The 22,692-nt window shown below is 66.3% G+C and carries 25 protein-coding genes and 1 tRNA gene; 12 read left to right on the top strand and 14 right to left on the bottom strand.

The features are described from left to right. Nucleotides 1–39: 39 nt before the first annotated feature. Nucleotides 40–858 carry a bifunctional DNA-formamidopyrimidine glycosylase/DNA-(apurinic or apyrimidinic site) lyase gene (gene mutM / locus L0977_RS20180; RefSeq protein WP_234266659.1) on the bottom strand — a complete coding sequence of 273 codons (819 nt, stop codon included), beginning with the start codon at nt 856–858 and terminating at the stop codon, nt 40–42. Between the two features lie 118 nt (nt 859–976). Between mutM and L0977_RS20175 the strand changes: the two genes are divergently transcribed. From L0977_RS20175 to pth, 7 genes are all read left to right on the top strand, one after another. Next, nucleotides 977–2,767 (top strand): tetratricopeptide repeat protein, encoded by a 1,791-nt coding sequence (locus L0977_RS20175; RefSeq protein ID WP_234266658.1) that lies wholly within the window; start codon nt 977–979, stop codon nt 2,765–2,767. A gap of 32 nt (nt 2,768–2,799) precedes the next feature. Next, nucleotides 2,800–3,282 carry a lipoprotein insertase outer membrane protein LolB gene (locus L0977_RS20170; protein ID WP_234266657.1) on the top strand — a complete coding sequence of 161 codons (483 nt, stop codon included), beginning with the start codon at nt 2,800–2,802 and terminating at the stop codon, nt 3,280–3,282. A gap of 26 nt (nt 3,283–3,308) precedes the next feature. Then, on the top strand, nt 3,309–4,184 hold the full coding sequence (gene ispE, locus L0977_RS20165; protein WP_234266708.1) for a 4-(cytidine 5'-diphospho)-2-C-methyl-D-erythritol kinase: 876 nt from the start codon (nt 3,309–3,311) through the stop codon (nt 4,182–4,184). A gap of 90 nt (nt 4,185–4,274) precedes the next feature. Beyond that, nucleotides 4,275–4,351: transfer RNA gene (locus L0977_RS20160), tRNA-Gln, on the top strand. Nucleotides 4,352–4,438: 87 nt separating this feature from the next. Continuing rightward, nucleotides 4,439–5,431: a ribose-phosphate pyrophosphokinase gene (locus L0977_RS20155; protein WP_234266656.1), complete on the top strand. Its 993-nt coding sequence runs from the start codon at nt 4,439–4,441 to the stop codon at nt 5,429–5,431. Nucleotides 5,432–5,527: 96 nt separating this feature from the next. Then, entirely contained in the window at nt 5,528–6,154 is a 627-nt protein-coding gene (locus tag L0977_RS20150; protein ID WP_234266655.1) for a 50S ribosomal protein L25/general stress protein Ctc, read from the top strand. A gap of 76 nt (nt 6,155–6,230) precedes the next feature. Further along, on the top strand, nt 6,231–6,914 hold the full coding sequence (gene pth / locus L0977_RS20145; RefSeq protein ID WP_234266654.1) for an aminoacyl-tRNA hydrolase: 684 nt from the start codon (nt 6,231–6,233) through the stop codon (nt 6,912–6,914). On the opposite strand, the gene L0977_RS20140 is transcribed toward pth, so the two are convergent. From L0977_RS20140 to L0977_RS20120, 5 genes are all read right to left on the bottom strand, one after another. Next, nucleotides 6,848–7,165, bottom strand: coding sequence for a YfhL family 4Fe-4S dicluster ferredoxin (locus tag L0977_RS20140; protein WP_234266653.1), 318 nt, complete (start codon nt 7,163–7,165; stop codon nt 6,848–6,850). The genes pth and L0977_RS20140 overlap by 67 nt on opposite strands. Nucleotides 7,166–7,179: 14 nt before the next feature. Next, the gene (coaD, locus tag L0977_RS20135; protein WP_234266652.1) at nt 7,180–7,695 is read right to left on the bottom strand and encodes a pantetheine-phosphate adenylyltransferase; all 516 of its coding nucleotides are present in this window, start codon (nt 7,693–7,695) and stop codon (nt 7,180–7,182) included. Between the two features lie 63 nt (nt 7,696–7,758). Beyond that, on the bottom strand, nt 7,759–8,367 hold the full coding sequence (rsmD, locus tag L0977_RS20130; protein ID WP_234266651.1) for a 16S rRNA (guanine(966)-N(2))-methyltransferase RsmD: 609 nt from the start codon (nt 8,365–8,367) through the stop codon (nt 7,759–7,761). A 55-nt stretch (nt 8,368–8,422) separates the two neighbouring features. Then, complete coding sequence (locus tag L0977_RS20125) at nt 8,423–9,769, bottom strand: M16 family metallopeptidase (RefSeq protein WP_234266650.1); 1,347 nt, start codon at nt 9,767–9,769, stop codon at nt 8,423–8,425. A 47-nt stretch (nt 9,770–9,816) separates the two neighbouring features. Then, nucleotides 9,817–11,223 (bottom strand): M16 family metallopeptidase, encoded by a 1,407-nt coding sequence (locus L0977_RS20120; RefSeq protein WP_442786659.1) that lies wholly within the window; start codon nt 11,221–11,223, stop codon nt 9,817–9,819. Between the two features lie 122 nt (nt 11,224–11,345). Here L0977_RS20120 and ftsY point away from each other — a divergent pair, with 122 nt between their 5' ends. Next, nucleotides 11,346–12,419: a signal recognition particle-docking protein FtsY gene (gene ftsY, locus L0977_RS20115; RefSeq protein WP_234266648.1), complete on the top strand. Its 1,074-nt coding sequence runs from the start codon at nt 11,346–11,348 to the stop codon at nt 12,417–12,419. 30 nt (nt 12,420–12,449) lie between these two features. Here ftsY and L0977_RS20110 read toward each other — a convergent pair whose 3' ends face one another. After that, nucleotides 12,450–12,668 (bottom strand): zf-HC2 domain-containing protein, encoded by a 219-nt coding sequence (locus L0977_RS20110; protein WP_234266647.1) that lies wholly within the window; start codon nt 12,666–12,668, stop codon nt 12,450–12,452. Beyond that, entirely contained in the window at nt 12,665–13,249 is a 585-nt protein-coding gene (locus tag L0977_RS20105; protein WP_234266646.1) for a sigma-70 family RNA polymerase sigma factor, read from the bottom strand. Before L0977_RS20105 ends, L0977_RS20110 begins: the two co-directional genes overlap by 4 nt. Nucleotides 13,250–13,416: 167 nt before the next feature. Here L0977_RS20105 and L0977_RS20100 point away from each other — a divergent pair, with 167 nt between their 5' ends. From L0977_RS20100 to L0977_RS20085, 4 genes are read left to right on the top strand one after another with little or no spacing between them, the layout of a single operon-like run. Then, complete coding sequence (locus L0977_RS20100; RefSeq protein ID WP_234266645.1) at nt 13,417–13,701, top strand: BufA1 family periplasmic bufferin-type metallophore; 285 nt, start codon at nt 13,417–13,419, stop codon at nt 13,699–13,701. An 8-nt stretch (nt 13,702–13,709) separates the two neighbouring features. Further along, nucleotides 13,710–14,624, top strand: a complete 915-nt coding sequence (locus tag L0977_RS20095; protein WP_234266644.1) for a DUF692 domain-containing protein — start codon at nt 13,710–13,712, stop codon at nt 14,622–14,624. Then, on the top strand, nt 14,621–15,466 hold the full coding sequence (locus tag L0977_RS20090; protein WP_234266643.1) for an HvfC/BufC N-terminal domain-containing protein: 846 nt from the start codon (nt 14,621–14,623) through the stop codon (nt 15,464–15,466). Before L0977_RS20095 ends, L0977_RS20090 begins: the two co-directional genes overlap by 4 nt. Continuing rightward, on the top strand, nt 15,463–15,927 hold the full coding sequence (locus L0977_RS20085) for a DoxX family protein (RefSeq protein WP_234266642.1): 465 nt from the start codon (nt 15,463–15,465) through the stop codon (nt 15,925–15,927). Before L0977_RS20090 ends, L0977_RS20085 begins: the two co-directional genes overlap by 4 nt. 16 nt (nt 15,928–15,943) lie before the next feature. Here L0977_RS20085 and L0977_RS20080 read toward each other — a convergent pair whose 3' ends face one another. The 6 genes from L0977_RS20080 to pilQ all read right to left on the bottom strand — a co-directional run bounded on the left by L0977_RS20080 (nt 15,944) and on the right by pilQ (nt 22,640). After that, entirely contained in the window at nt 15,944–17,143 is a 1,200-nt protein-coding gene (locus L0977_RS20080; protein WP_234266641.1) for an MFS transporter, read from the bottom strand. After that, nucleotides 17,140–18,300: a deoxyguanosinetriphosphate triphosphohydrolase gene (locus tag L0977_RS20075; protein WP_234266640.1), complete on the bottom strand. Its 1,161-nt coding sequence runs from the start codon at nt 18,298–18,300 to the stop codon at nt 17,140–17,142. Before L0977_RS20075 ends, L0977_RS20080 begins: the two co-directional genes overlap by 4 nt. Beyond that, nucleotides 18,297–19,433: a 3-dehydroquinate synthase gene (gene aroB, locus L0977_RS20070; RefSeq protein ID WP_234266639.1), complete on the bottom strand. Its 1,137-nt coding sequence runs from the start codon at nt 19,431–19,433 to the stop codon at nt 18,297–18,299. The genes L0977_RS20075 and aroB overlap by 4 nt, the downstream gene beginning before the upstream one ends. 31 nt (nt 19,434–19,464) lie before the next feature. Next, on the bottom strand, nt 19,465–20,040 hold the full coding sequence (locus tag L0977_RS20065) for a shikimate kinase (RefSeq protein ID WP_234266638.1): 576 nt from the start codon (nt 20,038–20,040) through the stop codon (nt 19,465–19,467). An 82-nt stretch (nt 20,041–20,122) separates the two neighbouring features. Beyond that, nucleotides 20,123–20,509 carry a hypothetical protein gene (locus L0977_RS20060; RefSeq protein WP_234266637.1) on the bottom strand — a complete coding sequence of 129 codons (387 nt, stop codon included), beginning with the start codon at nt 20,507–20,509 and terminating at the stop codon, nt 20,123–20,125. 25 nt (nt 20,510–20,534) lie between these two features. Further along, a complete protein-coding gene (gene pilQ / locus L0977_RS20055) occupies nt 20,535–22,640 on the bottom strand; it encodes a type IV pilus secretin PilQ (RefSeq protein WP_234266707.1) in 2,106 nt (701 codons plus the stop codon). Nucleotides 22,641–22,692 lie beyond the last annotated feature (52 nt).

The raw sequence follows: 22,692 nt of genomic DNA, 5'->3' as shown, positions 1-22,692 counted from the left end.
CGCACCGCCACAGACGGTGCGCGGCGCGGCGCCGGTCACTCAGAACGTCTGGCAGACCGGGCAGAAGAAGGTCGAGCGCTGCCCTTGCCGCAAGGCGCGCACGGGCGTGGCGCAAACCCGGCAAGGCAGCCCTTCCCGCCCGTAGACATGGGCCTCGCGTTGGAAATAGCCGCTTTGCCCATCGGCATTGGAGAAGTCCCGCAGCGTGCTGCCCCCCAGGGCCACGGCGTACGCGAGCACATCGACGATCGCGGCATGTAGCCTGCGGGCCCGCGGCAGGCTGATGCGATCCGCCCGCACCGTCGGGCGAATGCCCGCGAGGAACAGCGACTCCGACGCGTAGATGTTGCCCACGCCCACCACGATGTCGCCCGCCAGCAGCACCTGTTTGATGGGCGCTCGCCGCTGTTGCAAAGCGCGGTGAAACGCCAGCGGGTCGAACCCCGCTTCCAGCGGCTCCACCCCCAACCTGCCCAGCAACTTGACGGCCCGCGCATCCCGCTCGTCAGGCACCCAGACCACGGCACCGAAACGCCGCGGGTCGTGCAGGCGCAGCAGGCCCTTCGACGTGAGCAGGTCGAAGTGGTCGTGTACCCCGGAAGCTGGCAGGCTGTGCGCAAACTGCAGGCTGCCCGACATCCCCAGATGCAGCAGCAGACACCCTCCGTCATCCAACTGCAACAACAGGTACTTGCCCCGCCGTCCCACGTGCACCACCCGCCGGCCGACCAAAGTATCGGGTGCACACCCCAGGGGCCAGCGCAGCGGTTTGCCCAGCCGGAGCGCCAGCACCTCGGCCCCCGCAATCCGGTCGGCAAAACTGCGTCGCGTGACTTCGACTTCGGGCAATTCGGGCATGGGCAGAAGGCCGCGTCATGGCGGGCCGGCAAGGAAAAGAAAATGGCGGGAGCCGGAACGTTTCGGGGCCCCGCCCCTCTGAAAGGCAGGGGTCCAACCCTTCCATTATCATGACCCGATGAACGCTTCCCGCCCCCGGCCACAGGCCCGCCACCCCTTGCTGAAACCGCTCCTGGCCCTGGCCTTGTCGGCGGCGCTGGTGCCTTCGCATGCCCAGCCGGCGGCACCGCCCGAGCCTCCCTCCCCGGCGGAAGAACCGGAAGCGATTGCCAACTCCGGGCTCACCGCCCCGCTGTTCTATCAGTTGCTGCTGGGCGAGATCAACGCCTTGTCGGGCGATCCGGGTGCCGGCTATTCGCTCATCCTGGACGCCGCGCGCCGGGAGCGCGATGCGAACCTCTACCGCCGTGCGGTCGAAGTGGCGCTGCAAGCCCGTTCGGGCGAGGCGGCCCTGGGTGCGGCCCGCGCCTGGTCGCAGGACATGCCCGACAGCGTGGAAGCACAGCACTTCGTGCTGCAGATCGTGCTGGCGCTCAACCGCGTGGATGAGGCCGCCACCCCGCTCCGGTTCATCATCGAGCGCACACCCGAAGCCCAGCGACTGGAAAAGATTCACGCCATCCCCCAGGCTTTCGTGCGGGTGAGTGACAAACCCCGCGCCGTGGCCGTGGTGCGTGAAGCCCTGTCCGGCCTGTTGCGCGCCAGAGGCCCGCAGGCCACGGCCGCCTGGACCACGGTGGGGCGCATGGAAATTGCCGCCAACCAGTTGCCGCAGGCGCTGGTGGCCGCGCGCCAGGCCCACGGCATCGAGCCGGCCTCGCCCTTCCCGGCCCTGCTGGCGCTGGAGCTGATGGAAAAAGGACAACCCGACGCCGAGGCGCTGGTGCTTGATCACCTGCGCCAGGCCCCACCGGACGATGTCTCGGTCAGCCTGACCTATGCGCGCGTCTTGTCCGACCTCCGGCGCAACGGTGACGCGCGGACTTTGCTGCAGGACCTCACCCGCCGAATCCCGACCCTGGCGGAAGCCTGGCTGTTGCTGGGCACCCTGCACGCACAGGACGACCAGACACCACAAGCCCGCGAGGCGCTGCAGAAATACCTCGACCTGACCAGCGCCACCCAGGACGAACGCGCCCGCCGGGGGCAGACCCAGGCCTACCTGCTGCTGGCCCAGATCGCGGAAAAGCAGAAGGACTTTGCCGGAGCCACCCAATGGCTCGACCGCATCGACAACGCCGAAGACATCATGGCGGTGCAAATGCGACGCGCCTCGTTGCTTGCGCGCCAGGGCCAGTTGCCCGAAGCCCGCGCTTTGTTGCGCACCCAGCCGGAACGCAGCCCGGACGACGCCCGGACCAAACTGGTGGCCGAAGCACAGCTGCTGCGTGAATTCAAGGCCTGGAAAGAAGCCTACGAGGTCTATGGTGAGGCGGTTGCCCGCACCCCGGAAGACGAGGAATTGCTGTACGACCAGGCCATGATGGCCGAGCGCATGGGGCAACCCGACGAAATGGAACGCCTGCTGAGGCAACTCATCGACCGGCAACCCGATCACCACCACGCCTACAACGCGCTGGGCTACTCACTGGCCGACCGCAACCAGCGGCTGCCGGAAGCCAAACAACTGATCGAAAAAGCGGTCTCGCTGGCCCCTGACGATGCCTACATCCAGGACAGCCTGGGCTGGGTCGAATTCCGCCTGGGCAACACCGCGCGTGCCCTGGGCATCCTGCAGGCGGCCTACCGCAAGCGCCCCGATGCAGAAATCGCCGCCCACCTGGGCGAGGTGCTCTGGAGCAGTGGGCAGCGCGACCAGGCCACCGCCATCTGGCGCGAAGGCCTGCTGCTGGCCAGCGACAACGAGACCCTTCTCGAAACCCTTCGCCGCTTTCAGGTACGCCCATGAGAAGACAAGCCCTCCGCCCGGCCCCACAGAGGATGGCCGGGTGGCGATGGCTGCTCGCCACCGGCCTGGCCCTGCTGCTGTCTGCCTGTGCCACCCCTCCCCCCGTGACTTCCGGCCAGGGCAACGCCTGGAGCGGCCGGCTGTCCCTGCAAGTGCAGAGCGACCCGCCCGAATCCGTGTCGGCCGGCTTTGACTTGCGCGGCACACCAGAAACCGGCGAGCTCTGGCTCAATTCGCCCCTGGGCAACAACCTCGCGACCCTGCGCTGGTCACCCGCAGGCGCCGAGCTCCAGCGGGGGCAGGAGCGCATCCAGCGCGCCACGCTCGACGCGCTGACGACCGAGCTGGGTGGTGCAGCGCTGCCGGTTTCTGCCCTGTTTGCCTGGCTCGCCGGCCACGACGTTCCGGTCAACGGCTGGCGGGTCGACCTCTCACGGCAACCCGAAGGCCGCATCACCGCGCAGCGCCTGAATCCGCTGCCGACGGCCGAACTGCGCATCGTCTTCACGCCATGACCGCCCCTTCAACACCGGACAACGCCCTGAGCCAGTTGCGGGATGTCCCGGCTCCGGGCAAGCTCAATCTGTTCCTGCACGTCACCGGCCGACGCGACGACGGCTACCACCTGTTGCAGTCGGTGTTCATGCTGATCGACTGGTGCGACCGACTCGATTTCACCCTGCGCCCGGATGGCCAGCTCAGCCGGGAGGACGTGGGCCCCTCCCTGCCACCTGACGATCTGTGCCTGCGCGCGGCCCGCGCACTGCGCGAAGCCACGGGCTGCCCCTTGGGAGCGCACATCCGAGTGACCAAGCACCTGCCCGCAGAAGCCGGCCTGGGTGGCGGTTCATCCGATGCCGCCACCTGCCTGCTGGCCCTCAACCGACTCTGGGGCCTGGGACTGAACCGCACGGCGCTGCGCCGCATCGGCGAGCGGCTGGGTGCCGATGTGCCGTTTTTTCTCGGCGGCCGCAACGCCTGGGTCGAAGGCGTGGGAGAGCACCTCACACCGGTGTCTGTGCCGGCAGCCCGGTTCGCGGTGGTCAAGCCGCCGTCAGGCGCCTCCACGCCGACAATTTTTTCTTCGCCGGATTTGAAGCGCGACACAAAGACTGCTATAATCCAAGGCTTTGCTGCAAACGATAAGTCTGAGCATCCGGTCATTGATTTTCGGCGCATCGCCGAAGCCAGTGGCAACGATCTTCAGCCTGTGGCGCAAGTGCTTTGCCCTGAAGTGGGTGACTGCATAGACTGGCTCCAAAGTCAGGGCTTGCAGGGTCGAATGACCGGCTCGGGCACTGCGGTGTTTGCCCTTTTGCCTCCGGCACAGCATCTGCTGCCCGGGCCTGGCAACTGGGTCATCCACGAATGCAGCAACATGGATGTCCATCCATTGATCGACTGGTGCAGCGATTAGAATATCGACCGCCCACCAGCCGAACGGTAAATGGGCACCCAGCGACAGTTTTCGGTGACTTGACGGTTTGTGCCATCGAGCCACCTGCGTAGGGGAGTCGCCAAGTTGGTTAAGGCACCGGATTTTGATTCCGGCATGCGAGGGTTCGAGTCCTTCCTCCCCTGCCAAACCTTTTGATCTGCCATCATCCGCAAGAAGGCCGCGAGACAACACGTTGAGCGGCCTCTTTTTTCGTTGATACAGCTGGAATTCCCATGCAAGCTGGTAACACCTCGCACGTTCAGCCGCCGGACTTCATGATCTTCACCGGCAACGCCAATCCGGTGCTTGCTTCCGAAATCGCCCAGCATCTGAACACCCAGCTCGGTTCGGCAAACGTCGGCCGGTTCTCCGACGGTGAAGTCACCGTCGAGATCACGCAGAACGTGCGTGCCCGTCACGTGTTCGTCATCCAGTCGACCTGCGCGCCGACCAATGACAACCTGATGGAACTGCTCATCATGGTCGACGCCCTCAAGCGTGCCTCGGCCGAGCGCATTTCCGCCGTCATCCCCTACTACGGCTACGCCCGCCAAGACCGCCGTCCGCGCTCCAGCCGCGTGCCGATCTCGGCCAAGGTGGTGGCCAACATGCTGCAGACCGTGGGCGTGGACCGCGTGCTGACCATGGACCTGCACGCCGACCAGATCCAGGGCTTCTTCGACATTCCGGTCGACAACATCTACGCCTCGCCGGTGTTGCTGGGCGACCTGCGCCAGAAGAACTACGAAGACCTGCTGGTGGTGTCGCCCGACGTCGGCGGTGTGGTGCGTGCGCGTGCCCTCGCCAAACAGCTCAATTGCGACATGGCCATCATCGACAAGCGTCGGCCCAAGCCGAATGTGTCGGAAGTGATGCATGTCATCGGCGATATCGAAGGCCGCAACTGCGTGATCATGGACGACATGATCGACACGGCCGGCACGCTGGTCAAAGCCGCCGAGGTGCTCAAGGAACGGGGTGCCAAGCATGTGTACGCCTATTGCACCCATGCCATTTTCTCGGGTCCTGCCATCGACCGCATCGCCAAGGGCTCGGCCCTGGACGAAGTCGTCGTGACCAACACCATTCCCCTGTCGCAAGCCGCCCAGGCCTGCGGCAAGGTTCGCCAGCTCTCCGTGGCGCCGCTGATGGCCGAAACCATCGCGCGCATCGCTTCGGGCGAGTCGGTCATGAGTTTGTTCGCCGATCAGGACAACCTGTTCTGACAGCAGCAAAAAGCCGGTTGCCCTGCCGACAAGACGCGGGCAGCCATTGTCAAACCGAGGCGTTCTGGTCGCGGAGCCCCTCACAAGGAGTCAGTCATGCAATTCGTCGCTTTTGAGCGCGCCAAGCAGGGTACGGGTGCGAGCCGCCGTCTGCGCAACACCGGCCGTGCGCCCGGTATCGTCTTCGGTGGCAACACCACCCCCGCCACGATCGAACTCGATCACAACGCGCTGTGGCATGCCCTGAAGAAGGAAGCCTTCCACGCCTCCATCCTCGAGATGGAACTGGGCGGCAAGGTTGAAAAGGTGCTGCTGCGCGATGTGCAGTACCACCCCTTCAAGCCCCAGGTCCTGCACGTGGACTTCCAGCGCGTGGACGAAAAGACCCGCCTGCGCAAGAAGGTGCCGCTGCACTTCGTGGGTGCCGAGAACTCGCCGGCCGTCAAGAACGACAAGTGCCTGGTGAACCACATCGTCACCGAACTCGAAATCGAATGCCTGGCCACCAAACTGCCGGAATTCATCGAAGTCGACCTGAGCACCGCCGAAAAGGGCGCCACCATCCACACGGGTGACCTGAAGCTGCCCAAGGACGTGAAGCTCGTCACCCACGGCCGCAAGGACATCACCATCGCCACCGTCGTCGAGCCGGTGGAAGAAGTGGTGGCCGCCCCCGTCGCCGCTGCTGCCGACGACAAGAAGGGCAAGAAAGGCAAGAAGTAATTCTCGCCCCCCGCTCCGCCGCCAGGCATCAAAAGGCCCGCTTCGTGCGGGCCTTTGTTTTGGATAATTCCCCTCCATGATCCGACTCATTGCCGGTCTGGGCAATCCGGGCCCCGACTACGAACACACGCGCCACAATGCCGGCTTCTGGTGGGTGGACGAGGCCGCCCGCCTGCTCGGCGCCCACCTGCAGATGGAGCGCGGGCATTTCGGCCTGGTGGCGCGCGCCAACGCCGCCGGCCAGAGCGTCTGGCTGGTCGAGCCCCAGACCTACATGAACCGCTCGGGCCAGTCGGTGGCCTCGGTCGCCCGCTTTTTCAAAATCGCTCCGGAAGAGGTCCTGGTCGTCCACGACGAACTCGATGTCGCGCCCGGCGAGGTCAAGCTCAAGAAGGGGGGCGGCCACGCCGGCCACAACGGGCTGCGGGACATCCACGCCCAGCTGGGCAGCCCCGACTACTGGCGGCTGCGCATCGGCATCGGCCACCCCGGCAACAAGAACGAAGTGGCCAACTGGGTGCTCAAGAAGCCTTCGCCCGATGACCGCATCGCCATCGCCCAGGCCATGGACCGAAGCCTCAAGGCGCTGCCGCACCTGATCGCCGGCGAGATGGACAAGGCCACCGCACTGATCCACACCAGCAAGCCCCCGCGGCCCAAACCACCCCGGCCACAGCGACCCGTACCCGCTGTTCAGCCGGCCGACGGCGCGGCCGCACCCGCTCCTGGTGCTGAGCGCTCCTCGCCCGCCACGGACTGAGCCGGATCGCCTTGCAGACGCCGGTATTTTTGCCAGAGTGTCTCGCGGCTTTCCTCGCGCTGCGGATCGACCGGAATGCACTCGACCGGACAGACCTGCACACACTGGGGCTCGTCGAAGTGCCCCACGCATTCGGTGCAACGGTTCGGATCGATCTGGTAGAAGTCCGGGCCCATCGAAATCGCCTGATTCGGGCACTCGGGCTCGCAGACATCGCAGTTGATGCACTCGTCGGTGATCATCAAAGCCATGGTCGCCCCCGCGCTCAGGCCTGCAGGGCCTGGGGTTTCAGCCGCTGCGCCACCGCCGGGCTGACCATCTGGGCCACGTCGCCCCCCAGGGCGGCAATCTCGCGCACCAGCGTGCTGGAAATGCACTGCAACTCGGCCTGCGGCAGAAGGAACACCGTTTCCACCGCCGGATACAGCTTGCGGTTCATGGCCGCCATCTGGGCTTCGTAATCGAAGTCGGTGAGGTTGCGGATTCCGCGCACCACGGCGCAGGCGCCATGTTCGCGGCAGAAGTCCATGATCAGCCCTTCAAACGGCAGCACCCGCACCGGCAGGCCGGCCAGGGCTTCGCTGGCCAGGGCCATGCGTTCGGCCAGCGAGAACCGCGTCTTCTTGTGGTGGGCGATGGCCACCGCCAGGATCAGTTCGTCGAACAGGCCGGCTGCCCGGCGCACCACGTCTTCATGGCCCAGGGTGAGGGGATCGAAGGTGCCGCTGTAGACGGCAATGCGCGCGCCAGGGCCCGCCGGCTGAAGGGTTGCGGAAGTCATGGGGCGATTATGCGGGGTGGGCGGAGTCCCGGACGCTGTTGCGGTTTCAGGGGCCCGTCGGCCTCATTCGGCCGCCAGCACCCGCAGCAGGTGAAACGCCACCTGCCCGGCCCGCCCGTGGCGATGCAGCTGCAGGCCACGCTGCGCCAGCTCGTCGCCGCTCCAGGCCCGTGGCGCCTCCAGATAGATCAGACCGTTCTCGCCGATGGCGCGGCGTGCCGCGCGCAGGGCTTCGTCGAACAGCGCCTCGTTACCGCCTTCGGCAAAAGGCGGATCGAGAAACACCAGATCGAGCCCCTGCCCCTGGCGCTGCGCCAGGGCCGCCACCCCGTCGCCCCGCTCGACACGCACCCCCGTGGCCTTGAGCTTGGCCAGTGTGGTGCCCAGACTGCGACACAGTGCGGCGTCGTGCTCCACCAGCACCACCTCGGCCGCGCCGCGCGAGGCGGCCTCCAGCCCGAGCGCGCCACTGCCGGCGAAGGCATCCAGGCACCGCCACCCATCAAGCCGCTGGCCCAGCCAGTTGAACAGGGTTTCGCGCACACGCGAGGGGGTGGGCCGCAGACCGGGACTCTGCGCCACAGGCAGGCGGGTGCGCTTCCACTGGCCACCGATGATGCGCACCTCCTGGGGAGCGCTGGCGGCGGAATGGGGCGGGACGTTTTTTCGCATGCCGCGAGCTTAAGGCACGGCAGCCCGAGTCCGGAGCCGCCAGGCGCTCACTGGGTCAGGGCTGGGCCCCGACCACCACCGTCACCATGCGGTCGGGCTGCAGCACGCGCCGGAAGGCCCGGCGGATGTCGTCCAGCCCCACCCGCTCGATCTGCTGCGTCCAGGTGTCCAGATAGTCCAGCGGCAACCCGTGCCAGGCGATATTGGCCACGTTGTCCAGCAGCTTGCGGTTGCTGTCGATGCGCAACGCAAAACCGTTGACCAGATAGGCCTGCGCCGCACGCAGTTCGGCGGCGGTCGGTCCCTCGGCCACGAACCGCGCCAGCTCGTCGCGCACCACGGCGATGGCCTGGTCGGCCTGGTCGGGCCGCGTCGTCAACCCGACCTGGAAGGCGCCCGCGTGCTGGCCCGGCATGAAGTAGCTGTAGACGCTGTAACTCAGACCGCGTTTTTCACGCACTTCGGTGGTCAGGCGCGAGACGAACCCGCCACCGCCCAGGATGTAGTTGCCCACGAAGAGCGGGAAAAAGTCGGGGTCGTCGCGGCGCATGCCGGGCTGGCCGATCAGGACCTGGGCCTGCGCGGCATCAAACGGCAGACGGATGTCCTGGGCCGCAGCCAGCGGCGCCACCTCGGGCACGGGGGGCAACGCTTCGCAGCCATGGCCTTGCAGGGCGGCCATCAGCGGGCCGACGATGCGGTCGGCACCCGCACGGTCCACCGCCCCGACCAGCACCACCTGCGCGCGGCAGGCGGCCAGGTGGCGGCGGTAGAAGCTGCGCTGGGCGCCAACATCGATGGCGGCCAGCGTGGCCGCCGTGGTGTCGCGCCCATACGGATGGTCACCATAAACCGCCTGGGCGAAGCGGCGCCCCGCCAGGGTGCCGGGCCGCGTTTCGGCTTCGCGCAGGCCAGCCACCAGGCGCTCGCGCTCGCGCTGCCAGACCGCATCGGGCCAGGCCGGCGCCGCCAGTTGCCGGGCCGCCAGCGCCACGGCGCGCTCCAGCAACGCGGGCTGGGTGAGGCTGCGCAGCGACACGCTGAAGCGGTCACCACCCGCGCTGGCGCCGAACGAAGCCCCCAGGTCGGCCCAGGCCTCGGCCAGCCGGTTTTCGTCGAGCGCCGGCTGACCATCGCCAGCCAGCACCCCGGCCGACAGCATGCCGGCGGTCGCCCGGGCCAGGCCGGCCTGCTCGGGCGGGTCGCGCCGGCTGCCGCCATCGACATCGATCTGCACGTCGAGCATGGGAATCGCCGGGCTCTCGACCAGGTAGACCCGCGCGCCGCTGGCGTGCACCCAGTGCTGGATAGGAATGGCAGCGCGCGCAGCGCTCGCCATCCCACCGAGAACCAACCCCATGGCGAGCCAGACCGCGCCACGCTGCTTCAAGGCAGATTTCATCAAAGGCACCCACAACAAACACATGGCAGGGACTCCGGCCACCGGCATCAGCCAGCGGTCCCGGTTCGGGACGGTTTCGGGGCATCGGGCAAGGCCGCGGCGGCCGGCGGCTGAGCCGCCCCTTCGGGCACCAGCACCCCGGTGGTCAGGCGCTGGTCGCTGAACAGGCGCCGGGCGACCGACTGCACCTGCTCGGCGCTCACGTTCATCAGGGCCGCCATGAGCCGGTCGCCGGCGTCCGCATCCCAGCCCTGCACCCAGTACTGGCCGAGCTCGCGCGCCTGGTTGAACAGGGCGTCGAGCTTGTAGACCTCCGAGGCCATCCACTGCGTCTTGACGCGCTGCAGTTCGTCTGCCCGCACCCCCTCGGTGGCAATGCGGGCCACCTCGGCCTTCAGGGCGTCGGCCACCCGCTCGGGCGCCACGCCCGCTGCGGGCACCGCCGTCAGCATGAACCGCTGCGGGCCCCGGCCCAGCAGGCCGTAGGAAGCGCCCACGCTGTCGGCCAGGCGCGCACCGCCCGGCTGGCCCTCGCCCTGCACCAGCGAACGCTCCAGCCGCGAGCCGCCGTGCCCGTCGAGCACGGCCGACAGCACCGTCAGCGCGAGCGCGTCCTGGCTGCCGGCGTCCTGCGCCGCCGGCCCGGCCCACTGGGGCGTCTGCCAGCCCAGCGCGACCAGCGCCTGCTCGGCCCGTGCCCGGTAGGTCAGCTGGCGCGGCCCCTGCTGGGCCACTTCGTCGCGCGGTTTGCGCGCCGGCACCTCGCGCGCCGGAATGCGCCCGTAGAGGGCTTCGGCGAGGGCGCGCACGCGCTCGGGCTCCACGTCGCCAGCGATCACCACCGCAGCGTTGCCCGGCACGTACCAGCGCTGGCGGAATTCCCGCACTTCCTGCGGCGTCAGCGACACCAGGTCGCCCATCCAGCCGATCACCGGGCGCCGGTACGGGCTGGTCAGGTACATGGTGGCGTTGAGGGCTTCGAACATGCGGGCGCGGGGCGACTCTTCCACCCGCTGCCGGCGCTCTTCCTTGATGACCTCGATCTCCTTGCGGAAGGCGTCGTCGTCCCAGCGGTTGCGCTCGAAACGGTCGGCCTCCAGCCGCATCACCGCCTCCAGATGCTCCCGCGCCACCTGCTGGTGGTAGGCCGTGGCGTCCGAGGTGGTGAAGGCGTTTTCGCGGCCGCCCAGGGCCGCGACACGGCGAGAGAACTCGCCGGGCGCCAGATCGGGCGTGCCTTTGAACATCATGTGCTCCAGCACATGGGCAATGCCGCTGGCGCCGTCGACCTCGTCCATGGACCCCACGCGGACCCAGAGCATGTGCACCACGGTCGGCGCCCGGTGATCGGGCCGCACGATCAGTGTCATGCCATTGGACAGCGTGTAGCGCTGCACCGCGGGCGGGTTTTCGGCCGCCTGTGCGGGCGCCAGCACCGCCAGGCAGAACGCCATTACCCCCATCAGCGCGACCGCAGGCCCCCGCAGCCACCCTGTCGGCCCCAGGGCCGGTACGCCGTCTCGGGCGCCTTGAAAAGCACGTTTCATAGAATGGGGAAGATACTAGAGTTCGAAAAATGTTCTCGTTCTTCCGCAAAAAGACATCCGCCCCCGTTCCTCAGCCCACGCCCGCCGCGCCGGAGCTGCCTGCGCCGCCCATCGCGCCCCCGCCGGCCGTGCCCGACGTTGTGGCGGAGACGTCCCCTCCCGCAGCGGTCGCCACGCCCCCGGCACCCGCAGCGCCCGTCCCGGAGCGCAAGAGCTGGCTCGACCGCCTCAAGAATGGCCTGCGCAAGACCGGCACCAGCATCGCCACGGTGTTCACCGGCACGCAGATCGACGATGCGCTCTACGAGGAACTCGAAACCGCGCTCCTCATGGCCGACACCGGCGTCCAGGCCACGCAGTACCTGCTGGACGACCTGAAGAAGCGCGTGAAGGACAGCAAGACCACCGATCCGGCCGCCGTCAAGGGGCTGTTGGCCGAGGCGATTGCCAATCTGCTGGCGCCGCTGCAGAAGCCGCTGGTCATCGGTGAACACAAACCCACGGTGATCATGGTCGCCGGGGTGAATGGCGCCGGCAAGACCACGTCCATTGGCAAGCTGACCCGGCACCTGGCGCAGGAAGGCGCTTCGGTGCTGCTCGCTGCGGCCGACACTTTCCGGGCGGCCGCGCGCGAGCAGCTGGCGGTCTGGGCCGATCGCAACACGGTGGAAATCGTCACCCAGCAAGGCGGCGATCCGGCCGCGGTGAGCTTCGACGCCGTGAGTGCCGGCAAGGCCCGCGGCAAGGACGTGGTGCTGGTCGACACAGCCGGCCGCCTGCCCACGCAGTTGCACCTGATGGAAGAGCTGCGCAAGATCCGGCGCGTGGTGCAGAAAGCCGACGCCACGGCCCCGCACGAGGTGCTGCTGGTCATCGACGGCAACACCGGCCAGAACGCCCTGGCCCAGGTCAAGGCTTTCGACGAAACGCTGCAACTGACCGGCCTGGTCATCACCAAGCTGGACGGCACCGCCAAGGGCGGCGTGATCTGCGCCATCGCCCGGGAGCGCCCGGTGCCGGTCTACTTCATCGGCGTGGGCGAAAAACTCGAAGACCTGGAAACCTTCGACGCACGCGAGTTCGCCCAGGCGTTGCTGGGCTGAGCACCGCCAGCACGGCCACGGGCCGGCGCCTCAGCGCTCGTCACCGTCGTGATCGCTGTAGTGGCGCCACTGCCGCATGGCGTTGCGCATGGTGAGCATCTGGCGCTCGAAGCGGGGGCAAGCGTGGCACACCGCCAGGTGCAGCCGCAAAGCCAGCCGTTCGGCCCAGGGCAGATCACGGTCTTCGCGGGCCACCATCAGCGCCGTGGCTTCCTGGCAGGTGCGTCGCAGAGGATAGCTGTGCTTCATGCGGCGGCACCTCCGGCAAACCAGTTCAGTTCCAGGCATTCGCGCAGCCGCAAGCGTGCGCGATGCAGTTGCACGTACAGATTGGATGGTGTCAGCGACAGCTCCTGACAGATCTCGTCGCTCGACAGCTCCAGCCATTCGCGCATCAGGAACAGCCGGCCCTGCACGGGAGGCAGTTTCTCGGTGCAGGCCTCCAGGATCGCCATGAACTGTCGGCTGCGCAGGTCTTGCTCCGGATTGCCCCAATCGGCCGGCGCCTGGGAGTAGTGCCCGTCGGCCGCAAAGGGCATGTCTGCCATGGGGTCTGCCTCGCCATCGGGCGAACCGTCGGCCCACACCACTTCGCGACGGCGTTGCCGCAGGGCATCCACGATCTTGTGTTTGAGGATGGCCACGAGCCAGGTCTTGAGCTGGGCGCGCTGGCCGAACGCTTGCGGCCGGTCCAGCGCGGCGAGCAGGGTTTCGGACACGGCGTCCTCGGCCCAGGCATCGTTGCGCAGTTGCAGCCGGGCATAACGCAGCAGGTAGCTGCGCTGGGCCAGCAACTGCTGCTGAAAGTCATTGAGGGAAAGCGCGGTCATGAAAACAGGTCCCGGAGGCAGTGTAGGGCTGATGGGCAATGGTCGGCATCGGCACGCATTTCTTTCAGCCCGGGTGTAAGAAACCCGTCCAGGCGGCGACAGATGCCCAACCGGTCGGTGTTTGCCACCCGGTTGATCACCCCCTCCCCCACCTTTCAGGAGCCATCATGAACCAACGCCAACTCATCGCCGCTGCCGCCGTTTCCCTCGCCTCGCTGTCGGTCCTGTCCACGGCCGCCCTGGCCCAGAACACGGCCAAGGAAAAGTGCTACGGCGTGGCCAAAGCCGGCCAGAACGACTGTGCCAATCTTGCCGGCACCCATTCCTGCGCCGGGCAGGCCAAGATGGACAACGACAAGGGCGACTGGAAATACGTGGCTGCCGGCACCTGCCAGCAGATGGGCGGCATGACGGCCGACGACGCCAAGATGGCCATGCCCAAGAAGTCCTGAGCCCGGCCATGCGCCTGCCAGCCGACTTCCCCGCGCCGCCACCGGTGGGCATCGGCTGGCGCCATGCCCACTACCAGCAGGTTCTGCAGGAGCGTCCGCCTCTGGACTTCCTGGAAGTCCACAGCGAGAACTTTTTTGCCCCGGGCGGCGCCTCGCGCGCTGTGCTGGAAGCGGGCCGGGCGCACTGTGACATCAGTCTGCACGGCGTGGGGCTTTCGCTGGGCGCTGCCCAGGGGCTGGACCCCTGGCACCTGGCCCAATTGAAACAGCTGGTGTGCCAGATCGAACCCGTGCGGGTCAGCGACCACGCGGCGTTTGCCCGTGCCCTCCTCGGCGGCCAGACGGTGCACGCCGCCGATTTGCTGCCCCTGCCTTTCACGCACGCGGCCTTGCGGGTGCTGATCGACAACGTGCAGCAGGCACAGGATGCCCTGCAGCGCCCGCTGGCCATCGAAAACCTCTCGGCCTGCTTTCAGTGGCGCGATGCCGAGATGGATGAACCCACGTTTCTCAACCAGTTGGCCACCCGCAGCGGCTGCCAGTTGCTCGTCGACGTGAACAACGTCTTCGTGAACGCCCGCAACGCCCAATACCGGGGCGAGAATGCCGACCCGGTCGCCGCCGCGCAGCGTTGGATCGACCAGATTCACCCCGCGCACGTGGCCGAGCTGCACCTGGCAGGGCACGCCGATCTGGGGGACATCGTCATCGACGACCACGGCAGCCGCGTGAGCGAACCGGTCTGGGCCCTGTACGCCCATGCCCAGCGGCGCTTTGCCAACGCCCCCACCCTGATCGAGTGGGACACCGGGGTGCCCGACCTGGCGGTGCTGCTGGACGAGGCCCGCCTGGCGCGCCTCAGGGCCTGCGAATCCCTGACCCCGCAGTCTGCAGCGCCTCTCACGCCGGCGGTCACCGCATGAACACCGCACGCCCAACCCTCGCAGCCCGGCAGCAACAACTGGTGCGGGCGCTGATGGCCCACCCCGGCAGCGATGAAGCGGTGGTCAGCGCCGCGGCCTTGCTGGCTCTGGGGGTCGCGCATCCCCAGAGCGAACGCGGCCTGCAAGCCTATCGCGCCAACGGCCATGCCCTGGCCGAAAGGACCCTCCAGGCCGCCTACCCGGTGGTCGGCCAGCTGGTGGGCGAAGCGACACTTCACGCCATGGCCCGGGCCCTCTGGCACGCGCATCCACCGACCCGGGGCGACCTTGCCCATTGGGGACAGGCCTTGCCCGCGTGGATTGCTCAGAACCCCGCTTTGGCCGCGCTGCCCTATCTGGCCGACGTCGCCCGCGCCGAATGGGCCCTGCACGAAGCCGCCAGCGCGCCGGACCAGCCCACCGATCTGGCCAGCATCACCCGCCTGGTCACCGAAGACCCTTCCCTGCTCGCCCTGCGGCTGGCTCCCGGCACCCAGCTCCTGGGCAGCCGGTACCCGGTGGCCAGCATCCTGGGCGCGCATCTGGACGGCATGCCCACCTTGGCCGAAGCCGGCGAACGCCTGCGCGCCGGCGCGGGAGAAACGGTGCTGGTCTGGCGCCAGGGCTTCCAACCCCGACAGGCGGCCACTTCGCCGGGCACCGTCGCGATGCTGGGCAGCACGCTCGCCGGCGGCAGCGTGCTGGACGCGCTGGATGCTGCCAGCGCACCGGCACCCGGTCCTGTCTTCGATCTGGGCACCTGGCTGCAAAGCGCCATCGCAGCCGGCTGGGTCATCGGCGTCCACCCCTTACCCCACCTTCAGCCAGCGGTATCCCCATGACCTCTCCAACGCGTTCAACCCCTCTTCACCACGCCTGGCAAGCCATCGCCAGCCTCCTGGATAGCCTGCGCCCGTGGGCCGCACTGGCGGCGCGGCTGTACGTGGCCCAGGTGTTCTTTCTGTCCGGGCTCACCAAACTCCGCGACTGGGACACGACCTTGCTGCTGTTCACCGAGGAGTACCACGTCCCGCTGCTGCCGCCTGCGCTCGCCGCGCTGCTGGGTACCGCGGGAGAAATCGGCCTGCCCGTGCTGCTGGTGCTCGGACTGGCAGGCCGGTTCGCCGCGCTGGGCCTTTCGGTGGTGAACGTGGTGGCGGTACTGAGCCTGGCCGATATCGCCCCGGCCGCGCTGCAACAGCACATCACCTGGGGCGTGCTGCTGGCCACGCTGGCCCTGGTCGGCATGGAGCGCTGGTCGGTCGATGCCTGGCGGGCATCACGCCGACCACCCAATGCCTGAGGGCTGGGGCGCGTCTTCAGCGCGCCCGGCGCAACTGGCGTTGCACCTGCCAGGCCAGGCCGATGCCCACCAGCGAACAGGTGCCGGTGATCACCCAGGTCCACTGCCACCCACCCCATTGCGTGGCGGCCCAGGCCACCAACGGCGGCCCCAGGAACTGCCCCATCGCTGACAACTGCTGCATCCAGCCGACCGTGGTGGACACGGTGTCCTCACCTGGCGTGAGGCGCACGACCAGACCGAACAGCGTGCCCGGCACCCAGCCGCCCAGGGCAGAGAACAGCAGCACGCTGGCGTACTGCAACAGCGGCCACCCGGTCATGGTGAAGGTCAGCAAGGCGCCGAGCGCCATCGCCACGTATCCGCCGGCCATCAGCCAGCCGGGCGGCACACCCCGGGCCAGCAGGCGCCCGGCGCTCACGTTGCCCACCATGTTGACACCAGCGGCGAGGGCACTGAGCAGCCCCACCGCCGTGGCGCCAAAACCGGCCGCGTGGTAGATCGTCGGCAGGAAGCCGACGACCGCCAGCCACTGGCCGGAATACATGAGGAACCCCACGGCCAGCAACCACGGCCCCGGCGCACGCAGCGTTCGCCGCAGACACTGCCCGAGCGTGTCGGTGCTGCCCGCGCCCGCCGCCGGCGCCGCATCCGGCCCGATCCAGCGCCACAAGGCCCAGGCCCCGAGCCAGGCCAGCAAAGCCAGCACCGCCCAGACAGCCGGCCAGCCCCAGAGGACCACCGCCGGCGCCCCCGCCAGCAGCGCCAGGGCCATGCCCACGGGCATGTAGGCCCCCCACCAGCCCAGCGCCCGCGCCAGCGCGGCCGGGTTGTCGACCACCTGACGCCGGATCAGACCCGGCGCCGGCAGCACCGTGAGCAGAAAGCCCACGCCTTCGAGCACCCGCGTGGCCAGCAGCGCCGCCACCGTGCCCGACAACGCCCCCGCCGCACTGCCCAGCCCCAACAACAGCAGACCGGCCAGCATCACCCGCCGCGGCCCCATGCGGTCGGCCAGCAGACCGATCAGCAAACCAAGCGTCATGCCCGCCAGTTGCAGCAGAGACAGCAGAAAGCCCCCCTGTACCAGCGTCAGACCGAGCGACTGCTGCAGGGCCGGAATGGCCACCGGCAGCTTGCCCACGTGCAGCGCCGCACAGACCCCGAGCAGCACCACCAGCGAAGCACGGGCCGCGGGTGAATCGGCCGGCTTCATGGAAACAGCTCCCGTCCGGTCAGCCGCTGGTGCTCGCGAATGGCAAAGCGGTCGGTCATGCCGGCGATGAAATCGGCCACTGAGCGGGCATTCCCCTGCGAGCGGGTCTGCGCGTCCGACATTTCTTCGGGCGCCTGGAGGTAACAGTCGAACAGCTCGGTGATCACGCTGCGCGCGCGTTCGGTGGTGGCCGTCACCTGAGGATGGCGGTACAGGTTGCGGAACAGAAAGCGCTTGAGCACCTGCGACTCGGCGCGCATCACGTCGGAAAACGCCACCAGCGGCGATGCCGCGCGCACCGCGGCCACGCTGTCCACGCCAGCCGCATCGAAGCGGGCACGGCTGGTGTCGATGACGTCGTAGACCTGCTCGCTGAGCATGAGACGGATCGACTCGAACAGCAGCCGCCTCCCGCCCAGATCCGGGTGTGTGGCCAGGGCCTTGTGCCGGTAGCGCTCGAACAGCGGCACATCGGCCAGTTGGTCGAGCGACAGCAGCCCCGAACGCACCCCGTCGTCGATGTCGTGCGCGTTGTAGGCGATCTCGTCGGCTAGATTGCACAGTTGCGCTTCGAGCGACGGCGAGCCGCCGTGCAGAAACCGGTGCGCCACGCCGTTCGGCTCCTGCGCCTCCAGGTGCCGCGCATTCGCCCGCGAGCAATGCTTGAGGATGCCTTCACGCGTTTCAAAACACAGGTTCAGCCCGTCGAAGGCAGGGTAGCGCTCCTCCAGCCGGTCGACCACCCGCAGGCTCTGCAGGTTGTGTTCGAAGGTCCAGGCCGCCTCGTCCGCGCCGGCCGGCGCGTGCGCGCGCAGACAGGCATTGAGCGCGTCCTGGCCGGCATGACCGAATGGGGTGTGGCCGAGGTCGTGCGCCAGCGCGATCGCCTCCACCAGATCCTCGTTGAGGCCGAGCGAGCGCGCAATGCTGCGCCCGAGCTGGGCCACTTCGAGCGAATGCGTCAGCCGCGTGCGGAACAGGTCCCCTTCGTGATTGAGGAACACCTGGGTCTTGTAAACCAGCCGGCGAAAGGCCGTGGAATGGATGACCCGGTCGCGATCGCGCTGGAAAGCGGTGCGCGTCGGTGCTTCCGGCTCGGGAAATCGTCGGCCGCGGCTGGCAGCGGGGTCACAGGCCCAGCGCGCCAGCGGGCTCATGCGGGTGTCGCCGGGGCGGTGCTGGCCTTGATGACCTGCACCACCAGTTCGTCGGGGACGGCGCGCATCACCGCCCGCCCCGGACCGTCGATCAGCACAAAGCGGATGGCGCCCGCTTCGGCCTTCTTGTCCAGACGCATCAAGGCCAGGTAGCGGCCGGCATTGTCGACCGGGTCGAGCACCGGCGCCACCGTGGGCAGACCCGCTCGGGCAATGATGCCGATCAGGCGATCCACAAAGGCCGCGTCCACCAAACCGACCGCCTGCGAAAGCCGGGCGGCCATCACCATGCCGCACCCGACCGCTTCGCCATGCAGCCACTCACCATAGCCCAGGCCCGCCTCGATCGCGTGGCCGAAGGTGTGACCGAAATTGAGGATAGCGCGCAAGCCCGATTCGCGCTCATCCTGCCCCACCACATCGGCCTTGATTTCGCAACTGCGGCGAACCGCGTGCGCAAGGGCCACGGGCTCGCGAGCCATGAGCGCAGGGAGATGCTGCTCGATCCAGTCCAGAAACACCATGTCGGCAATGGGCCCGTACTTGATGACCTCGGCCATTCCTGCCGACAGCTCCCGCGGGGGCAGGGTCGCGAGCACGTCCAGATCACAAATCACACGCTCGGGCTGGTAAAAAGCGCCGATCATGTTCTTTCCCAGCGGATGGTTGATCGCCGTCTTGCCGCCCACCGACGAATCCACTTGCGCCAGCAAGGTGGTCGGCACCTGCACGAAAGGCACGCCACGCATATAGCTCGCGGCGGCAAACCCCGTCATGTCGCCCACCACGCCACCGCCCAGCGCGTAGAGCACGGTCTTGCGGTCGCAACCATGCGCCAGCAACGCATCAAAAATGAGGTTCAGTGTCTCCCACGTCTTGTGGGCCTCGCCATCGGGCAGCGTTACCGTCAGCACCTGGGTATAGAGCGGCGAAATCGCCCGTCGAAGTGCCTCTGCGTACAGCGGAGCGACCGTGGTGTTGGTAACAATCAGCGCCGATGCGGCCCTGGGCAGCGCGTCGTAACTGCCGGCCGATGCCAGCAGCCCCTGGCCGATGCGGATGTCGTAGCTGCGGGCACCAAGATCGATGCGGACCACAGGCTCTGCCGTGGGCGGGAGAGAGGGATCAGTCATGGCCCGGGAGTGTATCCCGCCATGCCGGACCTCAGGATGCCACCGGCGAAGGTGCTTCGCCCGCAGCGGACGGCCCTGGGCTGCTACCCAGATCCAGCTGCATCATGATCATGTTGACCAGAGTCGCCACGGAAGGCCTTCCCGTGTCGACCACGTAATGGGCCGCATCCCGGTAGAGCGGATCCCTGGCCGCAAAAAGATCCTTCAACCGTTGCAGCGGGTCATCCACCTGCAGCAGCGGTCGATTTCTGTCGTGGCGCAACCGACGATACACATCCTCGGGCAAAGCGCGCAGATAGATGACCTGGCAATGCTGCTTGAGTTGCACCCGATTGGCTTCACGGAGTACCGATCCACCACCGGTAGACAGCACACCGCGGCCGCTGCCGGTCGTGAGCTCTGCCAGAACCTGTTGTTCCAAATCCCGGAAGCGCTCCTCCCCCTCCCGCTCAAAAAACGTACGGATCGAGCAGCCTATCCGCTGCTCGATCACGTGATCGGAGTCTTGAAAAGGGACGCCCAGACGACGAGCAAGATGGCGGCCTATCGTTGATTTCCCAGAGCCCGGCAAGCCTACCAAAGCAACAAAACGCTTCTCGAAAGCCAAGAATGCCAACCCGTCAAATAATATCAACCAAAAAGCGCGACACTCCCTGAAGGCGAAGCCGTTTCGCAAAAAACAATTTTGATTACTGCGAAGGCTCTTCGTACTCTGCAGTAAATTCCATCGTCACCAGCTTCGAGTGGTAATCGACGACGCTGATCGTCGCTGTATCCACGCAACCACCCAAATGGGTAACGCGGAAAGATGGATCTTTCCCAGAAGCCTCTGAACGATCCACCTGCAAACGACTGGGGATGGAGCTCACAATTTTAAATGGCGCTTGACCACCATTAATTATCACCACAATCGACTCCTGCACCGATGACGAGCAGGATTCATTCGAATACGTCCAAGTCCACTCACTGGGCGTCACCGAAAACTCCGAGGCATCGCCCGCATTTTCACCACCGCCACCACAGGCAGAAAGCAGACCCAACAGAGCCAAGGAACTGATTAAAAAAACTTTTTTCATATCTCAATTCTCTGAGAATTCAAATTTAGCGCGAAACACCACGATCCGAAATAGTCCGCGGCGTGATAAATACCAGCAACTCCGATTTGTTGGTGGTTTTGCTGCGATTCTTGAACAGATTTCCAACAACTGGCACATCACCAAGCAGGGGCACCTTGGTGATATCGTTGGTCTCGGTCTGTTCGAAGATACCACCAATCACGACTGTTCCGCCGTTCTCGACCAGAACCTGCGTTTTCACGTGTTTGGTATTGATAGCAATGCCAGCAGTGGTCGTTTCTCCACGCGAATCCTTGTTCACGTCAACATCCAGAATGATGCCGCCTTCCGGAGTGATTTGGGGTGTGACTTCCAGTTTCAAATTCGCTTTCCGGAAGGAAACCGCCGTCGCACCACTGGAAGTTGCCGACTGGTAGGGGAACTCCGTCCCTTGTTCGATCAGAGCAGTCACCTGATCCGCTGTCACAACGCGCGGACTCGACACCACCTTACCGCGTCCATCAGCCTCCAATGCCGAGAGCTCCAGGTTCAAAAAGCGATTGGCAGCCGAACTGAACAACGACACCGCAAAACTGGCAGCGCTGAAACCGTTGGCCCCCGTCGAAGGCAGATTGATAAAACTGGTATTGTTGTTTGTCAACGCGGCAGACGATTGTCCAGTAGTGGTGGCTACAGCGTCGTAGCTCCCTCCCAAGGCAACGCGATTGACACCGGCAACAGGATAGCCCGCCTCACCCCCTCGCACGCCCCGCAGATCCGCCCCTCCAAGCCGAACGCCGATCGACTGACTGAACCGGTCATCCGCCTCCACAATGCGGGCCTCAATGAGCACCTGCCGAACGGGCACATCCAATTTGGTGATGAACTGCTGAATCTGCTCCAGTTTGGCAGGCACATCGGTAACAAACAGCTGATTGGTACGCGGCTCGGCAATCACGCTGCCCCTGGCAGACAGAATGCGAGAGGATCCACCACCCGTACCAGCCGAGGTCAGCTGCGTCGCAATGTCGCCTGCCTTCGCATAGTTCAGCTGAAAGCCTTGCGTGCGCAAAATTTCCAGGTTCTCCAGAGCAGCACGTGCCTCCAGATCCTGCTTTTCACGTGCAGCAATTTCATCTTTCGGTGCGATCCACAAGACATTTCCCGTCTTGCGCTTGTCGAGTCCCTTGGCCTGCAAGATGATATCAAGTGCCTGATCCCAAGGAACATCCTTGAGGCGCAGGGTCAGCGAACCCGAAACCGAATCCGAGGTCACCACATTGAAATTGGTGAAATCAGCAATTACCTGCAGCAGCGAACGAATCTCGATGCTCTGGAAATTCAGTGAGAGTTTTTCGCCGTTGTAGCCCGGGCCCTGCGTCAACTTGGTCGGGTCAACCTTCTGCTCCCGAACCTCCAGCACGAACTGGTTGTCGCTCTGATACGCCGAATGCTCCCAGTTGCCACGTGGCGTCACCACCATACGGACACGGTCTCCGGCCTGGCTGCTGACGATCGATTGCACAGGGGTGCCGAAATCGGTCACGTCCAAACGGCGACGCAGACCCTCGGCGAGATTGCTCTGGAGGAACTCCACCACCAGATTCTGACCCTGCTGACGAATGTCAACCCCGACTTGACTGCTGCCAAGCTCCACCACCACACGCCCCGCCCCATCGGTACCCCGACGGAAATCAATGTCGCGAATCGCAGAGGCTGTATTCGCTGCCACAGGTGTCGATGCAGCAAAAGAGGTCACCGGTGAAGGCACTTGACCAGCGGCTTGTGGACTGTCGAGCACCACCAGCAAAAACTTGCCGTCGCTTTTTGTCACATAGTTGGCCGGTTGCTTGAGGTTGATCACGACCCGTGTTCGATCTCCCGCTTGCACCACGTTGGCAGACCGGACATTGCCCTGATTGATATCGATCGCACTCCGCCCCAGTCCATTGATAACGCCCGGCAGATCCAAGGCCACGCGCGCCGGCGACTGGATGACAAAACCCGAGGGCGCGCCCGAAAAGGCCTCTGCCAATTCAATGCGAACCACCTCTGAGCCGCCTTGAGACGTCCCTGTCACGGCTTTGATGGCATTCTGCGCATGCGCACAGACACTGGCAGCGGCCAATGCCATCCCCGCCACCAAACTCATCAGAAATCGGCTGCTTTTGGCAGATTGCAGAGTGTCCAAGGGATAGGTCGTT

This window comes from Hydrogenophaga sp. NFH-34, assembly GCF_021401345.1.
Lineage (GTDB): Bacteria > Pseudomonadota > Gammaproteobacteria > Burkholderiales > Burkholderiaceae_C > Hydrogenophaga > Hydrogenophaga electricum.
This window is presented reverse-complemented; position numbering and strand designations above follow the sequence as displayed.

Bases quoted from the DNA above. Each gene is read 5' to 3' on its own strand.
- mutM (WP_234266659.1), bottom strand. From the start codon at position 858: ATGCCCGAATTGCCCGAAGTCGAAGTCACGCGACGCAGTTTTGCCGAC.
- L0977_RS20175 (WP_234266658.1), top strand. From the start codon at position 977: ATGAACGCTTCCCGCCCCCGGCCACAGGCCCGCCACCCCTTGCTGAAA.
- L0977_RS20170 (WP_234266657.1), top strand. From the start codon at position 2,800: ATGGCCGGGTGGCGATGGCTGCTCGCCACCGGCCTGGCCCTGCTGCTG.
- L0977_RS20155 (WP_234266656.1), top strand. From the start codon at position 4,439: ATGCAAGCTGGTAACACCTCGCACGTTCAGCCGCCGGACTTCATGATC.
- L0977_RS20150 (WP_234266655.1), top strand. From the start codon at position 5,528: ATGCAATTCGTCGCTTTTGAGCGCGCCAAGCAGGGTACGGGTGCGAGC.
- pth (WP_234266654.1), top strand. From the start codon at position 6,231: ATGATCCGACTCATTGCCGGTCTGGGCAATCCGGGCCCCGACTACGAA.
- L0977_RS20140 (WP_234266653.1), bottom strand. From the start codon at position 7,165: ATGGCTTTGATGATCACCGACGAGTGCATCAACTGCGATGTCTGCGAG.
- coaD (WP_234266652.1), bottom strand. From the start codon at position 7,695: ATGACTTCCGCAACCCTTCAGCCGGCGGGCCCTGGCGCGCGCATTGCC.
- rsmD (WP_234266651.1), bottom strand. From the start codon at position 8,367: ATGCGAAAAAACGTCCCGCCCCATTCCGCCGCCAGCGCTCCCCAGGAG.
- L0977_RS20125 (WP_234266650.1), bottom strand. From the start codon at position 9,769: ATGAAATCTGCCTTGAAGCAGCGTGGCGCGGTCTGGCTCGCCATGGGG.
- L0977_RS20120 (WP_442786659.1), bottom strand. From the start codon at position 11,223: ATGGCGTTCTGCCTGGCGGTGCTGGCGCCCGCACAGGCGGCCGAAAAC.
- ftsY (WP_234266648.1), top strand. From the start codon at position 11,346: ATGTTCTCGTTCTTCCGCAAAAAGACATCCGCCCCCGTTCCTCAGCCC.
- L0977_RS20110 (WP_234266647.1), bottom strand. From the start codon at position 12,668: ATGAAGCACAGCTATCCTCTGCGACGCACCTGCCAGGAAGCCACGGCG.
- L0977_RS20105 (WP_234266646.1), bottom strand. From the start codon at position 13,249: ATGACCGCGCTTTCCCTCAATGACTTTCAGCAGCAGTTGCTGGCCCAG.
- L0977_RS20100 (WP_234266645.1), top strand. From the start codon at position 13,417: ATGAACCAACGCCAACTCATCGCCGCTGCCGCCGTTTCCCTCGCCTCG.
- L0977_RS20095 (WP_234266644.1), top strand. From the start codon at position 13,710: ATGCGCCTGCCAGCCGACTTCCCCGCGCCGCCACCGGTGGGCATCGGC.
- L0977_RS20090 (WP_234266643.1), top strand. From the start codon at position 14,621: ATGAACACCGCACGCCCAACCCTCGCAGCCCGGCAGCAACAACTGGTG.
- L0977_RS20085 (WP_234266642.1), top strand. From the start codon at position 15,463: ATGACCTCTCCAACGCGTTCAACCCCTCTTCACCACGCCTGGCAAGCC.
- L0977_RS20080 (WP_234266641.1), bottom strand. From the start codon at position 17,143: ATGAAGCCGGCCGATTCACCCGCGGCCCGTGCTTCGCTGGTGGTGCTG.
- L0977_RS20075 (WP_234266640.1), bottom strand. From the start codon at position 18,300: ATGAGCCCGCTGGCGCGCTGGGCCTGTGACCCCGCTGCCAGCCGCGGC.
- aroB (WP_234266639.1), bottom strand. From the start codon at position 19,433: ATGACTGATCCCTCTCTCCCGCCCACGGCAGAGCCTGTGGTCCGCATC.
- L0977_RS20060 (WP_234266637.1), bottom strand. From the start codon at position 20,509: ATGAAAAAAGTTTTTTTAATCAGTTCCTTGGCTCTGTTGGGTCTGCTT.
- pilQ (WP_234266707.1), bottom strand. From the start codon at position 22,640: ATGAGTTTGGTGGCGGGGATGGCATTGGCCGCTGCCAGTGTCTGTGCG.